The sequence below is a fragment of the Candidatus Contubernalis alkalaceticus genome (assembly GCF_022558445.1).
GTDB lineage: Bacteria > Bacillota > Dethiobacteria > SKNC01 > SKNC01 > Contubernalis > Contubernalis alkaliaceticus.
This window is the reverse complement of the sequence record NZ_CP054699.1, coordinates 1122325-1138254: the sequence shown is the minus strand read 5'-3', so window position 1 is coordinate 1138254 and position 15930 is coordinate 1122325. Positions and strand designations below refer to the sequence as shown.

General features: G+C 40.1%; 15 protein-coding genes and 1 tRNA gene. 2 read left to right on the top strand and 14 right to left on the bottom strand.

All coding sequences use genetic code 11. The features are described from left to right. Positions 1-21: 21 nt before the first annotated feature. The 11 genes from HUE98_RS05380 to HUE98_RS05330 all read right to left on the bottom strand — a co-directional run bounded on the left by HUE98_RS05380 (position 22) and on the right by HUE98_RS05330 (position 12525). The gene (locus HUE98_RS05380; protein WP_241422833.1) at positions 22-2832 is read right to left on the bottom strand and encodes a nitric oxide reductase activation protein NorD; all 2811 of its coding nucleotides are present in this window, start codon (positions 2830-2832) and stop codon (positions 22-24) included. A 19-nt stretch (positions 2833-2851) separates the two neighbouring features. Beyond that, the gene (locus HUE98_RS05375; RefSeq protein ID WP_241422832.1) at positions 2852-3664 is read right to left on the bottom strand and encodes a CbbQ/NirQ/NorQ/GpvN family protein; all 813 of its coding nucleotides are present in this window, start codon (positions 3662-3664) and stop codon (positions 2852-2854) included. Positions 3665-3801: 137 nt separating this feature from the next. After that, positions 3802-4863, bottom strand: a complete 1062-nt coding sequence (locus HUE98_RS05370) for a uroporphyrinogen decarboxylase family protein (RefSeq protein WP_241422831.1) — start codon at positions 4861-4863, stop codon at positions 3802-3804. Between the two features lie 311 nt (positions 4864-5174). After that, positions 5175-6074 (bottom strand): CobW family GTP-binding protein, encoded by a 900-nt coding sequence (locus HUE98_RS05365; protein WP_241422830.1) that lies wholly within the window; start codon positions 6072-6074, stop codon positions 5175-5177. A 114-nt stretch (positions 6075-6188) separates the two neighbouring features. Then, complete coding sequence (locus HUE98_RS05360) at positions 6189-7427, bottom strand: MFS transporter (RefSeq protein WP_241422829.1); 1239 nt, start codon at positions 7425-7427, stop codon at positions 6189-6191. A 393-nt stretch (positions 7428-7820) separates the two neighbouring features. Then, a complete protein-coding gene (locus HUE98_RS05355; RefSeq protein ID WP_241422828.1) occupies positions 7821-8504 on the bottom strand; it encodes a corrinoid protein in 684 nt (227 codons plus the stop codon). A gap of 36 nt (positions 8505-8540) precedes the next feature. Beyond that, a complete protein-coding gene (locus tag HUE98_RS05350; protein WP_241422827.1) occupies positions 8541-9308 on the bottom strand; it encodes a helix-turn-helix domain-containing protein in 768 nt (255 codons plus the stop codon). A gap of 37 nt (positions 9309-9345) precedes the next feature. Beyond that, complete coding sequence (locus tag HUE98_RS05345; protein WP_241422826.1) at positions 9346-9876, bottom strand: cob(I)yrinic acid a,c-diamide adenosyltransferase; 531 nt, start codon at positions 9874-9876, stop codon at positions 9346-9348. A gap of 190 nt (positions 9877-10066) precedes the next feature. Beyond that, entirely contained in the window at positions 10067-11164 is a 1098-nt protein-coding gene (locus HUE98_RS05340; RefSeq protein WP_241422825.1) for an SPFH domain-containing protein, read from the bottom strand. A 69-nt stretch (positions 11165-11233) separates the two neighbouring features. Next, positions 11234-11896 (bottom strand): PspA/IM30 family protein, encoded by a 663-nt coding sequence (locus HUE98_RS05335; protein WP_241422824.1) that lies wholly within the window; start codon positions 11894-11896, stop codon positions 11234-11236. A gap of 170 nt (positions 11897-12066) precedes the next feature. Next, the gene (locus tag HUE98_RS05330; RefSeq protein WP_241422823.1) at positions 12067-12525 is read right to left on the bottom strand and encodes a DUF4178 domain-containing protein; all 459 of its coding nucleotides are present in this window, start codon (positions 12523-12525) and stop codon (positions 12067-12069) included. Between the two features lie 286 nt (positions 12526-12811). On the opposite strand from HUE98_RS05330, the gene HUE98_RS05325 reads away from it, so the two are divergent. Both HUE98_RS05325 and HUE98_RS05320 read left to right on the top strand, forming a co-directional pair. Next, positions 12812-12897, top strand: a tRNA-Leu gene (locus tag HUE98_RS05325). Positions 12898-13321: 424 nt separating this feature from the next. Further along, positions 13322-13642 carry a hypothetical protein gene (locus tag HUE98_RS05320; protein ID WP_241422822.1) on the top strand — a complete coding sequence of 107 codons (321 nt, stop codon included), beginning with the start codon at positions 13322-13324 and terminating at the stop codon, positions 13640-13642. Between the two features lie 230 nt (positions 13643-13872). Here HUE98_RS05320 and HUE98_RS05315 read toward each other — a convergent pair whose 3' ends face one another. The 3 genes from HUE98_RS05315 to HUE98_RS05305 all read right to left on the bottom strand — a co-directional run bounded on the left by HUE98_RS05315 (position 13873) and on the right by HUE98_RS05305 (position 15796). Further along, positions 13873-14586: an SAM-dependent methyltransferase gene (locus tag HUE98_RS05315; RefSeq protein WP_241422821.1), complete on the bottom strand. Its 714-nt coding sequence runs from the start codon at positions 14584-14586 to the stop codon at positions 13873-13875. A gap of 289 nt (positions 14587-14875) precedes the next feature. Next, positions 14876-15214: a nitroreductase family protein gene (locus HUE98_RS05310; protein ID WP_241422820.1), complete on the bottom strand. Its 339-nt coding sequence runs from the start codon at positions 15212-15214 to the stop codon at positions 14876-14878. A 57-nt stretch (positions 15215-15271) separates the two neighbouring features. Continuing rightward, positions 15272-15796 carry a DinB family protein gene (locus HUE98_RS05305; protein WP_241422819.1) on the bottom strand — a complete coding sequence of 175 codons (525 nt, stop codon included), beginning with the start codon at positions 15794-15796 and terminating at the stop codon, positions 15272-15274. Between the last annotated feature and the right edge of the window lie 134 nt (positions 15797-15930).

Below are 15930 nucleotides of genomic sequence, written 5' to 3'. Positions count from 1 at the left end.
TTTTCCCTCCTTCTATTTGATTTAAGTTGTCAAGCGGCGGTATATTTCCGGAAGTTTTGCCGGAAGCATATCCACATCATTAATTAAAACGTATCCCACCTGCCCAAATATTTTATCCATATACTGCTTGGCCTGCTTATCAACCGTTAGACAAAAAGGGGTGATTCCGTTGGACTTAGCCTCCCATAGAGCCATACGGGTATCCTCTTGGGGATACAGCATCTCATCCTGACGAAGCCACTGGCCGATACTCTTTTCATCCTGCTCCCGGGCGCGATAATCCATATCGTAGGGACGGCCATCACTTAATATAAAGAGCAGCTTTACCGCCGCTTTTACCCTTTTCATTTTTTCCACAGCATGCCTTACCGCTGCAGCCAAACGGGTCATTTCCATGCTTTTTAAACTCCCGAAACGCTGCCTTACATTATCATCGTATACCTGATCAAATTCCTTTACCACCTGGAAATCCACCTGCAGCCTCCCATCACTGGAAAAGGAATAAACTGCAAAATTATCTCCCAGCATCTCCAGAGCTTCGGCCATGATTATTACAGCCTCTTTCTCCAAATCCAAAATAGTTTTGCCTGCAGATATTTCTTCAATGGTGGAGCCGCTGCAGTCCATTAAAAAAGCCACAGCTACATCCCGGCTGCGCTTGTCCCTCCAGATATATAAATTCTCCGCATTTCCCATACCCTGACGTCTCTCCACCAAAGCCTCCACAACGGCATCCATGTCCACATGGTCTCCCTGAGGCTGGCGTTTTAACCGTTTGACCCGATCAGGCCTGAGCATGGCGAAATACCTTCTCATCAAAGTGATCAGGCTCCGGTGTTCCTCTAAAATAGAATCTACTTTGTTTACCAGGGTAGGCTGCAGATGTATTTCTCGAACCCGGCACCAATCCCTTTTGTAATCCTCCAGAGTCCAATCCCATTCATCGTAAAAGATAGTCCGGGCAAATCCCTCCTGGGCTTCCTGCTGATGTAGATGGATTAACTTTTTTACCAGAAAACGGATAAAGGTAACCGCCTTGTCCTGAATAAAACGGCTGCCAAGGCTCTTAATCAACCCTATAGAATCCACATCTCCCCCGGTCTCATCCCATTGTTTCTTGATTAACCCCTCCACTTCCACCAGCTCTTTGACGATAATTCCCCGGTAGGCAGCCCGGAAAGAAACCAGCAGTCGGCAAAGCTTAGATGTATCTAACGTACGGGCTAAGCTTTGAAAAATTTCATCGGCAGTATCCTTTACGTTTTCCCCATTACCATAAAATGCAGGGCTCTCCTCAGCAAATATAGGCAGAGACCAAACAATAAGCTCCTTTACTGCTGCCTCCTCCAGCTGAGATTCATCCAATTTCTGGAGATTTTTCACCAATTCCCCTAAAATAATTTTCAGGTCTTTTTTTAATCCAGGATTTATGGATAAAAGATGATTGTCAACGTTACGGCCAATTACCAACTGCAGGATCTCCCAGTACAACCTTTCAGAATCCGTATTCATAGTAGAGTCTCCGCTCCACTCTAGCCCCTCTAGAGTTCCGCTGGTCAAAAGAGTTGCTTGATGAAACAACATTATTTTATAAAGTTTAAAGTTTAATTCCTGATCCTCAAAAACACTGACTTTGCTTGGAAGATATATACGGTATCCGTCACAGGTAGGCAAATCAGCCTGTTCCTGGTATGTACCTTCCGGAAGAACTCCGGTTTCCCGAAGTACCACCTGCTGACCAAAGGAGGCCTGGAGCATAGCCTGAAGAGTCTTGTAAATTTTTTCAAGGGATAAGGAAAGCTGTCCTGCTTTTAAAGCTTCTGTACTTTCCTTAGAACGACGGGAAAAAAATAGTCGAAGCCTTCTATCTTCCATCACTTCCAACCCTGCCTCCGCCCACCGCTCCAAATCTTTATATCCCGTTTCTTTGACAATATCAATACTGGAAATAAAAAATTCTTTAGCTGATATTCCTTCCCTTTGAGCAATCCTTAAACCAAGTTCTCCCCACTGTAAAAGCTGCTGAGCACTCAAATGCCTTAATGCCTCAAAAGACTGGTGCATAAAAGATTCTGCCGCTTCCTCATGAGCTTTTCCCATCAGGAATACCAAATCCTTCCAACTATCAAAAATAATTACGCCTTCTTTCTCTGCCTCCAAAAAAACCTCTGGAGACAAAACCAAAAAACTGTTTGCCGTCCTGCTGGAAATCTCCAGGTTCATTGATACGGCAGATTGAAGCCACTGCCTGATCTCCTCACCGCCAATATTCCCAATAAGTTTGTAAGAACCAATAATATAATTTTTTAAAAGGACTGGATGATTATTAGCAATAATAAAAACCTGTTCTTTCCAACAATCAGCCTTCTCCTGTCCAACTGCCTGAATGACTTGGGGCAGATATTCAAAATAGGCCAGCCCGCCTTCCCAATTCACCTGCTGCAGTTTACGGCAGTCAGCCAGCAGCCAATCACACTGCTCAGCCAATAAATCAGAAAACTGACACAATCCCAACCGCATAAGATTTTGGGCGGCCTTACGGTCTATTTGAGCATAAAAACGAATTAAACTCAACCAATGGTCATACTGATTTAAAGAAATAGATTTTAACAGCCCAGGGGATTCTTTTAGAAGGAAGAAAAACAATTCCCAGTGAGTGCCGCTGAAATCTTTTATCATCTCCAACCAGGTGGCAAAACTTTCTGGGCTGTCCTCAAAGATTAAAGCCACCTCCGGCCATATCTCTTCAAACCATTTATGAACAATTTTTCCATCCCTTTGTAAAAGCTGTTCCGCTGCCTTTTTTGCCTGTTCAGTTTGTTGTGCGTCCACTAAAAATCCACCCTCTCTACTATTCTTCTACGGCAGCATCCACCAGTTCTCCCAGCCCTTTATGCATGTAAGCATCATCTGTAATAGGATAGATCATGGCTGTGCGAACAGCCTCTTTCAGGGAAACTCCGGAGCCAATTAGTTTTCCAGCATAAATCATGAGCCGGGTGCTGACGCCTTCTTCCAGGCCCTTATTCTTTAGGTTACGGAACTGGCTGCCAATCTGAATAATTTTTTCCGCTATTTGTTCCTTTACACCGGACTCCTTTATTAGAATCTTCTTCTCTATATCAGCTTCCGGAAAACCAAATTCCATAGAAATGAACCTCTGCTTGGTACTCTGCTTTAGATCCTTTAATATAGTTTGATAACCAGGATTATAGGAACAAACCAGCATAAAATTCTCATCCGCTTTAATCACTTCACCCATCTTTTCCAGGGGAAGTATTCTGCGATCATCCGTCAAAGGGTGAATGGCAACAACAGTATCCTTACGGGCTTCCACCACTTCATCTAGATAACATATTGCACCATGACGAACAGCCCGGGTAAGTGGACCATCTACCCACACAGTATCCTCTCCCTTAAGCAGGAACCTTCCTACCAAATCACCAGTAGTTAGATCCTCATGGCAGGCAATAGTAATTAAGGGACGATTAAGCCTGAAAGCCATATGTTCTAGAAAGCGTGTTTTTCCACAGCCTGTGGGCCCTTTCAGCATAACTGGGATTTGCTGATGATAGGCTAACTCAAAAAGTTGTAATTCATTTTCCTGAGGGATATAAAAAGGCTCCTCTTTTAGATAAAATTCTTCCAATTTCAATGTTTTCAAAAGACATGCATTCCTTTCATTAACCTAAATTCTAAAACTTTTTTAAAATGTTTAAACAGATTAAACAGAAATAGAGATGAGGAGGGGAACCCCTCCTTACTCTCTATTCTCCAATCCACCATGATAATCTTTAATTATTAATATCTGCAGTAGGCTTTAGAACCCTGAACCATGGCCATAGCGTTCAAGAGATGGCCGTTAGGTGGAAACTCACATCCACAGGCCAGAATAAATCCGCCGTTACAATCTTTAAAAGTTTCAAATTCCCGGCGGCATTCTTCCATAACCTCTTCAGGAGTCATCATCAGGCCGGTCATAGAGGGAGTCAGGTATCCTATGGTTACAATTTCTTTCCCCCACTTTTCAGCATGTTCAGCCCAATCTTTGCAATCATCAGCGGGATAAGCGTGAGAAATGGCAGCAGGTTTCATCCATTTTTCATGAACATCAAAGTAGATATCATTGCCGCAGTTATGGGCAATTAGAGGAACCCCGGCCTTATGTATGGCCTCGGCAAACTTCTTACAGTGTTCCGCTTCCATCTTCTCCCACATCTTTTTACTCATAATACTTCCCGAGGCATACAGAGTGTCAATACATATAGCATGAGCTCCCGCCTCAATCTGGGCCAAAGCAAAGTCAATAATGGTATCAGTAATTGCATCCTGGGCATGAAGAACCGCATCTGGATTTTTCAGGCAGTCTTTAAAAAGGCGCTCATGCCCCCGCATCTGGGATAAAACTCCTAAAGGGCCATAAACAAAACCAACGATGCCCACCTCTTTGCCTTTAGCCTTACTTAATGTCTTAGTTGCATCAATTAACATTTTCATCCTGGGGGTTTGAGTAGGGTCAATTTTTTTAATTTTATAATAATCATCAGCAGTTTTTATCATGGGATCACTGGTATCAGAATAAGCAGTACTGTTTTTAGGGAAAATCACTTTCTGACCAAAATCATACGCCTCCAGAGAAAGGTCAATCAAAGTAACAAAACAGTCAAAATCAATAATTTCTTGAGAATGTAAGAAAGATTGAGCTATCATTTCCGCATCCATAGACCATTTGTCAAAGGGTACCCCGGTTATCCGGCTGGCAGCACCGCTAAAAAGTGGTGCTACAGGAACCCTGTCCGGCTTTTGATAAGTTACCGCAGCGACGACTCTCTCCAAAGATGTCATTTCGTCTTTAATACTCATTAATTATCCCCCTTTAATTTTTGAATAAATTTTTCAGACCGTACAGTAAATTGCTTGTCCATTAATTAAAAATGAATAATTCCTTTATTCTTTTTTTCCTTTTCAACCTCCTTATTATGTATTTTTTTGAAAAAGCAGGCAAATATATTACCTGGTAAAATACATTTTTTACACTGCTTTCTAAGATTTTAAAAAACAGTTTTTACTGATAATAAGTTATAATTCCTGTAGTTTTACTAGGATATTGACAAAAATAAAAATGCCTTAATAAAAGAACCCAGAGTTTCCTGACTATTTTTCCTGCTTATGCGTTAAACAGCCGTCAAATCAACCTGACTGCCTAAATCAGGCAGACTTTCTCCAATAATAACAAATTTGCTTTCATTTAGAGGTTTTTCCCAACTGCTTATCTCCCACTTATCCCTAACCAACTCAAAATGATAGCTGCCTTCTACTCCTTGAAAGAATCCCTTTGCCCGGTAAACTCGGCCAAAATCACCCTTCACCAGTTGTGCCAAGAACTCTTTAACCTTTTCCGGGTCAAAGTTACCATTGCGCCTGTATGCAAGAGATTTTAGACTGTGTTCGCCTTCATGATGATGGTGATGTTCATCTTTCATTTTAACTTCACCACTGCTTACCAGTACCGGTAGGGTAACTTCACAGTATACCGCAGGCATAATGGTAGCTGTAGGGTTAATCTTTTGCAGTATTCCTGCTGCCTTTTCAATATCCTCCGGTGGATTAATGTCACATTTGTTGATTAAAATCAGGTCTGCATTCCCTATCTGATCGTAATAAAACCTGCCAAGGTTTTCAAATTCCTGGTCTTCCAAAAGCAGATCTGGTTCAATCACTGTAATTATGGCTTCTAGTTCTATAGGTGCTTTAATCAATTCAATGGTAAGGCTTTCCATGACATCCGACAGAGTTGCTACCCCTGAAGGTTCAATAATTAAAATTTTAGGATCCACCTTTTCATATAACTCATTAATACTTAAAATCAAGTCATTCTTAAGGGCACAACAGATACATCCACTGGGCAGCTCAACAATGTCCACATTTTCCCCCTGAAACAGTTCCCCATCAATTCCCACATCACCGAATTCATTAACCAGTACTGCTGTACCTGGACCACTGTGCTCCAAAAGATGTTTAACTAATGTTGTTTTTCCTGAACCCAAAAAACCGCTTACAATTTTAACCTTCATATTTTCACCAGCCCATTTATATTTTTTAAATCTATAAAATACAGCTGAAATTTATCCTTTCTGATACTGCCGCCTCAGCACCTCCAGAGGGCATACTACTTTCCATAATCGGCTTTACAATTCTTTTGTTTGATAACTCTCCTTTACTGGAACTCCGGGCTCTTTGGATGACTCCTGTATTAAAAAACTATTTATTCCAGATATAAACAAAATCAATGCTCCGGACAGGAAGGCCATTTGGTAACTCTCAGTATAATCAAATATATACCCTCCCAAGTATGCCCCCAGCGCCGCACCAATCTGATGGGACAAGAACACAAAACCGAACACCGTTCCCATAACCTTAACCCCCCAAATATCCCCGGTAAGAGCAGAGGTTAGAGGGCCGGTGGTAGTCCAGGAAAGGCCAAATATCACCGCTCCCACATATAAAGTGACAGGAGAGTAAGCAAAAGCAAAGACCATTAAAGCTGCGAACCTCATAAAATACACAATAGACAAGATATTTTTACGCCCAAACTTATCTGAAAGAGCTCCTGCGGAGGTAGTTCCCACAGCAGCAAACCCACCCATTATCCCAAAAGCAGTAGCGGCTACCAGGGGGTCCAGACCCAGATCAGTAGCATTGGCGGGGAAGTGTGTACTTATCATAGACATGGTATATCCACATCCAAAATAGGCTCCGGCTAGTTTTAAATACTGTTTGTTGGCAAGAAGGCCTTTGAAAGTTACCTTTTTCCTTTCTCCATCATCCACTGCTTTATTAGCTGCGGTTTCCGGATTATCTTTGACTAACAACAACACTAAAGGCATCAGCAAAACAATTAACAAGCCTCCAAGGATAAGAGCAGCAGTACGCCAATCAAAGGTTACAATTAAATATCCGATGAAGGGTGAAAATACTAAAGGGCCTAAAGGAAAACCGGTCATAGACAATCCCAGCGCCAACCCTTTCTTCTCTGTAAACCACTTGGTAATAAGTACTGAATTGGTCATTAAAGTAGTAGTGCTGTAACCAATCGCTGCCAATATTCCATAAGTAAAGAAAAACATAAAATATGAATTAACCTGTCCAAATATGATCAGAGTAACACCCAGTATAAACACACCCAGGGTAACCACAATCTTAGGGCCGTATCGGTCTATTAACCGGCCTACTAGAGGGGACAGCAAACCTTGGACCAGCATAAATGAAGAAACAGCAATGGAAACAGCCGTTCTGTCCCATTGAAATTCTGATGTTAATGGTTTCATAAAGATTCCAAAAGACAATACAATCCCACTGGTAACCAGGAGCATTAAAAACGAAATAAATACTATTACCCATCCATAGAAAAATTTTGGTTTATCCATAAAATCCCCCTTCTTGCTTTTTACTTATTCAATTTTTAATAATTTTTTACCGGTTTGACATTACCTCCTTTCTGTTAATCATGTGATTTTCAGGCAAAATACTAGTTAATTCATAAAAGCCTTGTTTTGCCAGTACTAAACATCGGCATAACAAAACAATTTTTCTTCCTATTTCCCCACGATAGACCATTGGTTAATCCTGCTGACAGCAAAATAAAAAATATTTTACTGTTACTAAACTTCAACGGCCAACAAATTTTTCTGACCCTTTTTATTTATCAAATAATTCTAATATTTCTCCGATAATATCAAACATAATATATTATGTCAATCATTTTCTAACAATTCAGAGAATTATTAGCTATGGTAATATTAGACTTATTAGTTCAAACTTTATGATGATAAATCTTTATCCTCAACTATTTCCTTCAACACACTTAAAAGATCGACTGCTTTTTGTATGGCATTTTTAGGGTCATCTGCATATCCGTCTGCTCCATACCTTTGGGCTATGTCTTCATTAACAGGAGCTCCCCCTATAAGAACTTTCACATTTGGATTCTTCTCTTTTATGCGTAAAATGACCTCCTTCATATTTACCATGGTGGTGGTCATCATAGCTGAAAGACAAACGATATCGACGTCGATACTTAATGCTTTCTCCACAAATTCTTCCACAGGAACATCTCGGCCTAAATCGTGAATTTCAAAACCTGTTACTTCAAAAACCATTTTTATAATATTTTTTCCAATATCATGTACATCACCCTGAACCACCCCAATGATTAAAGCTCCGGACACCCTGGCTTTCCTTTTTTTCATATTGGGTTCCAATATGTTTAGTCCCGCATATAAGGCTTCTGCACACAATAATAGCTCTGATATAAAATATTCCTGCTTTTCATATAAATCCCCAACCTCTTCCATCCCTGGGACCAACCCTTGATTAATTGCCTTGAATGCATCGATTCCTTCGTCAACCACAGCCTGTGCCGCAGAAGCAACTCTTTCTTCGTCAAAGATAATAACTCCCTGTTTTAATTCATTAAAAAGTTCTTTTGCTCTCTCTTCAGACATTTTAATTGCTCCTTAATAAAATAGTTTTTAAGATTATTAAGAAAGGATTTTTCTGTTTCTCTTGAAAAACTGAAGATAATTTAGAACATAACGAAGTTCATTGGAATTATAATCACTGACAGAACGCAGTACCGACTGGACCTTATGGTCACTAAGCAGTTCCAAGATATCTGGACCTAATGAAGATAAAAGGTTATCCACTTTCTCGTGTTCCATTAAAAAATAATGAAGAGTTGTCCCTAGACTGTTAGCAATTTTTTCAAGGGTGTCCAGGGAAGGAATTGTATAGTTGCTTTCTATTTGACTAATCAACCCCACAGAAACATCAACTTTATCTGCCAAAGCGGCTACCGTAAGCCCCTGGGATTCTCGAATCTGTTTAAGGCGTGTGCCAATACTGGTCTTGTAATAGCTTTTTTCTACAAAATAGGTAATGGTAAAATTTAATGCTTCAGCCAGCCGTTCTAACTGTTCATAGTCCGGCTCTACCTCATCAGATTCAAACTTATATATCAACTCTGCAGGAAGGTCGCTAATCTCTGCCAGTTCTTCTACAGATATTCCCCTTCCCTCCCTTAAAAATCGAAGCTTTTCTCCGGTAAACTTGTCCTCTTCGCTGTGAATAATTAATGCTGGGGATACATTCAGCGCTTCACTGATCTGCTTTAGGGCTGGAACCGAAGGTTTTTTTAATCCACGTTCTATAGTACTTAAATAAGAAGCCGACAAACCAGACATTTCTGCTAACTGTCCCAAAGTCAGCCCCCTTTCCAGGCGAAACTCTCTAATTCTGTTTCCAGGCATGCTAAAAACACACTCCCTTTATCAAAGTTTTGTATTATTAAAACTCCATACCTGCTCTAGCTTTAACACCAGTTTTATAGTGGTGTTTGATCATTTTTACTTCACTCACCATATCAGCTGCATCTATAATATCTTGATGAGCATTTCTTCCGGTTAATACTATATCCACGTGACTGGGGCGCTGGGACAGCATTTTCAAAACTTCCTCCAACGGCAGCACACCATAATCAACAGCCACATTAATTTCATCAAAAATCACCAGGTCGTATTTCCCACTCATAACGGCTTCTTTTCCCAGTACAAATCCATTCCAGGCCAGACTGCTGTCATCTTCAACCAATATTCCTTCTGGAGAAATACGGTTTCTTCCTGTCTGGACAAACTTTATATTTGGCAGGTACTTGTTAATTGCCTTAATCTCCCCGTAGTTTGGGTCACATTTTTTAAATTGAAGAAGAAATATCTTTTCGTCATGACCCGTAGCCCTTAGAGCCAATCCTAGTGCGGCCGTGGTCTTTCCCTTGCCTTTCCCTGTATACACCAACACAAGCCCTTTTTTATCCTGCATTTAATCCACCTCAACTTATATCGCTTTTTCCATCATTCTTCTGCTGTTTTCTACCTAAAAAAACTTATCTTAGCATACCTAAATTAATCAAGCATATTTATAAATTTCGATATAAGTATAACACAAACTTACTTCTTTGTCTTTCCTCAAAAATTTATAATGGTTGAGGTTTACAGTAACACATTTCTTACTATCCACTGAGGCTGCTGCCGCACTTTGAGCAGAACAAAGAATCATTTTTATTCTTGCCCCCGCATTTGGAGCAAAACACATCTTCTGCAGGAGCCGTCTGAATTTTTGTTCCACATTTTCTACAGAATAATGCATCTTCAGTGGCAGCTGTGCCACATTGCGAACAGTTAATTCCTCCCCCTTTAGGTGCATGGGGTTGTTGTTGAGGAGGTTGCTGTTGAGGAGTCTGGTCAGTTCCCTTCCTCTGCATATTCTGAGCCATGGCATTTCCCATGCCCATGCCCATACCCATACCCATGCCCGCCTGATTCATAGCGTTCATGCCGGGATTCTTTACACTTTCTTTCATTGCATCCACCATATTAATCTGACTATAATTATCAATACTGCCTAAAATATTGACAGAGGATCGTTTGCGAATAGCATCTTGAAGTTCTTTTTGAAGAGAAATGTTCTGCGTAACAAAAGATATCATTTCCAGGCCCAGCTTCTGAAACCTTTCATTAACAGAACCTAAAACTGCTTCATCAATAATCTGGTAGTTTTGAATTAACTCTGCTATAGTTACCCCCTGATTTGCCACCATAGGAGAAAAATTAGATATAATATAACTTCTTAACTGCCCACGGATGTCCTCCACCGTGTATACCTTGTTTGTGCTGGTCACATCAATCAAAAGCAAAGCCGGGTCCATTACACGAAAAGAAAAAGTCCCAAAGGCCTTAATCTCTACCTGTTCAAACTTGGGATCTGGGATCAATACCGGCTTAGGGGTTCCCCACTTTTGATCCAAAAAACGTTTGGTGCTAACATAATAAACATCCGATTTAAAAGGTGATTTGAATCCGTATGACCAGCTCTTTAGGTTAGTTAGAACTGGAAGTGTCTGAGTGCTTAAAGTATACGTGCCCGGCTCTAAAAAAACATCAGCAATCTTTCCTTCATTAACAAAAATTGCTCCCTGCCCAGGGCGGACCACCAGTTTCCCCCCGTTTTGAATTTCATTATCTTCCATGGGATATTTATAAACAAGGATTTCTTGACCCCGATCTTCCCATTCCAGAATATCTAAAAATTGTTTTCTAAAAAATCTCATTGCCGTTCCTCCCGTTAAGATGTCCGTCATTTAACTTGAATAACAGACGAACCCTCTACTTTATAACTTTTAATTCTTCAGTTTTTCTTTTAAGGCAGCCAGTTCATGGTCAATGCTGCTTTTCTTTTCTATTTCTTTAAACCTGCTCTCTAAACTATCATCCGTTTTAAGCTCGTTATATGCTTCAGCCATAGCCTCTTTTTGCCGTACCTTCTGCTCCATTTTTTCTAACTTGCCCAGGGCATCACTGGAAGAAGCCCCACCCATAGCCTTAGCAATGCTGCTTTGAGCTTTTGCGCTTCTGCTTCTGGCAATAAGGTTATTGCGTTTTCGCCTGGCTTCTTCAATTTTCTCATTAAGCTGTCTCAGATTTCCCTTGAGATTATTAACCTGTTCAACCTGCTGCTGGTGGAGCTCATAATATGTGGTATAGTCGCTGTCGAAGCTGTGTTTTTTATTAAGAGCTTCCCTGGCCAACTCTTCATCCCCAACCTTCAGGGCTTCCATGGCCCGCATCTCCCACCTATCCATTTCCGCCTTGTTTTGTTCCACAATGGACTTAAGCCTCTTCTCTTCAGCAATGGCATACGCTACTCCCTGGGCAGCTTCACCTAAGAGTTTTTCCAGATCTATAATAATCTGGTTAGCCATTTTCTCAGGATCCTCTGACTTGTCTATCAAGGCATTAATATTAGATTTTACTACATCCGTAAAACGATTTAATATTCCCATTTTTTTAACTCCTTCCTGTAATTGTGTATAAATTTAAGTATTACATATTACTTCTCATTAATACAGGGTAAACAACAGAACTGGACTTACCTCCATAATTCTATTACTTTTTTAAATGCTTCTCTTTCAGAGGGCATAAAAATTTAGCATTAGTAAAAAAACAAAGCTTATTACTTAGGCCTGGGATAAACCATTATGGCAGTACTAATAACAGGTTCCCCAATCATGAAAGTTACCTTACCGGAAATTATTTGCACAAACAAATATTCTAGTTTATCCTTTCTCAAGTAATCAAAAAAATCAATGTTTATATATTGTGGATAACCTAAATTTGATGTAGCTATTGCCCTGACACTTCCTTTATTTAAAATATCATAACCATTGTTATTATATGATAACTGGTCGGTAAAATCTCGAATCTCTAGAGTCATTTCATCACAGAGGACAAAAAAAACCTCACCATAATTTCTAAGGCAAAGCCATTTACGCAGTGAACCATCTTTAATTAAAATATTAACATTATTGTTATTCCCAGTTCCCAGCTTAATCACTTGATCAACCGTGTAATCTTGATTATAAATGGAAACAAAATCCCCTTTTTCAACATTATAAATATGATTATTACCCATATGAAACACCCCGTTACCATTAATTTCGAATAAAATTAGTCTGATAAACAACCCAAAAAAAAGTTGTCTAATGAGGAAGGTAAAACCAATTCTAATTAATAATATCATATATATGACTGCATAGGAACAGATAATCTTAAAAGGTGGGGCGATTTTAATAATTTAACGAAAACCCCCTTTCGCTTTTATCTATTAGACAATTGTAATCACCTTGTAATCACACTTTAATAGGCCGGGGTATTGTTTATTGACATTTTTAAAATCATGTGTTAATATAACGTCACATGCCGAAGTGGCGGAATTGGCAGACGCACTTGACTCAAAATCAAGCGTACTCTGTACGTGCCGGTTCGAGTCCGGCCTTCGGCACCAACTTAAAAACACAGTAACCACAACACTTTGATAGGCTGTGGTTACTTTTTTTGTTATTTATCTACTTACTCCAATACGGTGTATTTTGACTAAAATTTTGACTAGAATACTATAATTCATAGTGCCTGACACCAACTTATCTCTCATTGGCAATCCCAGAGTCGAACGACAGAGGAATCGGTCACGGGTCAGCGGTATATTAACCAATTAACCAATCAACCAGTCAAAAATCATGGTATTTACGTTCAATCATTTCATTTGCTTTGGGGGTAGCAAATGATACAAACCAGGAATCCATGATTAACAGTGACTGGTCAAAATCTATCCACTGCCCTTCAGTATCCTTGGTTACTACGAGGTATTCCGAAGAGTTCACTGGAATAACCGGGGTAAAAAATCCATCGTCTGGCGATGCGTCAGCCGATTGGAGAACACTGGCCTATTCTGTGATGCACGAACAGTCCTAGAAAGCACCATCGAACAAGTACTGGTTACTGCTATCAACCAAACACTATGTGATAAGAACTTCTTCCTAGTCACACTACAGAATAACATCAAAACCGTCCTGAACCGCAAAAATAATCAGACTTTAGCTGGTATCGTCAAGCGCCTGGAGGAACTTCAAATTGAGCTTCTGAAAATGGCCAACTCCAAGGCCGATTACAAAGATGTCGCCGAAGAGATTTACCGCCTACGTGAAGAAAAACAAAGGTTCAGCAGGAAAGCGCTGGACGGGATGAACTGAAAAAACGAATTGCCGATATGAATATATTCTTAAAAGAGCAACCCGCAGCCATAACCGGTTACGAGGAGCAGCTTGTCAGGCGGCTAATAGAAAAGGTCAACGTCTACGTAAACAAGTTCACCGTGGAATTCAAATCCGGCGTGGCGGTGTTTTTGAAATGTGACCCCCTAAAACGAGTAAGGCACTCTACGAAATTAGAGCGTAGGGTGCCTTGTTTTGTTTTTTATAGGTTATTTTCTTTTTCCTGTTACTGAGATAAGATTCAGATACTTGCCGTTATCGGCTTTCATCATATCTATATCCTGCTTTGCAATTGGATTATCGGTAGCAAGCCAATCACTCCACGCTGTGTCGGTGCAGTCCATTTCCTTAATCGAAAAGTCGTCTAAATGCTTTTCAAGAATTTGCGTCCACCATTCAATGCAATGCAATGTGGCAAAACCCTCGTCGTCTAAAAACGGCTTTAACGCATCAGGTATGATGCCGTTCATTTCCTGCTTTGTGCCGGGAATAGCAATTGCAACCGGTGCGCCCTTTTTAATCAGCGATTTCAAATGCTTCTCAAAATAGTCATCGTTGTTTCCGTAATAGTGGTAGGAATCAACGCTTATTAGTGCATCGAAGTACTCGTCTGCAAAAGGCAACTCCACCGTTGCGTCGGCATGGATAGGAACAACCAAGTCATCAACACCCATTTGCAGAAAACGCTTATAGTTATCGGTAGCTGTAATCCATAAATCAACTGCAAATGTTTGTACGCCGTATTCTTTAACTAGAAACACCGATGTTAACCCCGTGCCGCAGCCCAGATCTAAAACACGCATTTCCTTCGTGAGTTCAACACATTGGGTGATCTCGTCAAGCATAAGCATTGCGTTTGGACCCATAAAATTTTGCGATAGAAAGCGCTTATCATACTTTTCTGTACGATGATAGTTATACATTATTTTTACCTCCATATTTTTATGAAATAAAAATAGTGCCGGAGGCGGCTACATTACTGCCATGCCCCCGGCAATAATACGGACTCTCGTGTACTATATTTTGTGTTCATAAAACCCTCCTGATAATTTAAGCTTAATAAGCTTATGGAGCTATCTTATAATATTATGTATTGTCGCTATAGTCAACTATGTTAGCGTCCGCTTCCTCCTTCGCCTAATAATTTTAGTCCAATCATTCACTCGGCCATACACTCATACCCGATGGCTTCAAATTCATGATTATACTTATTTACCGAATAATGTGTATGACATTATTACGTGGTGAAGCTGGTTTGGGTTCCTCTGCTGCATAACCCATAACAACCGAGCCATATACAATATGGGTTGCCGGAATATCCAAGTCATTCAAAAGCTCACGGATTAAAGGCATATGAGTAAAACCTGGTAATTGACTCAACCAGCAGGAACCGATACCAAGGGCATGTGCAACCAACATCATATTTCCGATGGCTAATGCTGAATCGGGCATTGAGTTTCCGTTGTCTTCTAAATTAGAGACAATAACAAAGGTAGGTGCGTGATACAGGAATTCTGCGTTCTCGTCTTGCGCATTTTCAATCAGGCTCACAACATAATGGTGGGTTTCAGGCACAACGGGAATAGATAAAAGGGTCTTATAGTATTCTTATTTTATACAGGTTGCATATAAAAATCGCCCATAACCTATTTCCGCTGCATTTTTCATTAATTCTCCATTTAACCAAAGTGCAATATCGGCAAAGTTCCTATCTTCTAATGGCCATTTAGCATACTGCTTTAAATGATAATCTTCCTCCGACAACTCATTTAATTTTGATACCCATTTATCGTGTAGTAACTTTATTGTTTCTTTTGCCTTTTCAACATTTCCTGGCCAAGGGATGTCTTCTATATTTAATGTACCATCTCCAAAATTGCAATCCAATGCAGTAGTCCACCAATATATAATATGCCACATAGTCCATGCAATACTGGAGGGCCCAATCTCATAACTTTCCTTTTCAGGCCAATCTATACGCCATCCATCATCTTGCTTACGGACCTGAAGACCCGAGGGCTTGAATGCCCAAAGTGCCTCTGCATCTTCAAGATTTTCAGTATGATAAAGATAAAGTTGCCAGCACATGTCTAGCTGAAATAGTATATTCTCTTTTATGTGATGATCTCTCATTGATTGTAACACTCCCTCATTTATTAACATCGAGCCCGCTTTAAATATCATTATAGATTATCTGTATATACCACTAAACCATGGTTAATACAATAAACATATTGGAGTGGTATCATTTTAGTTAAGTAACAAAA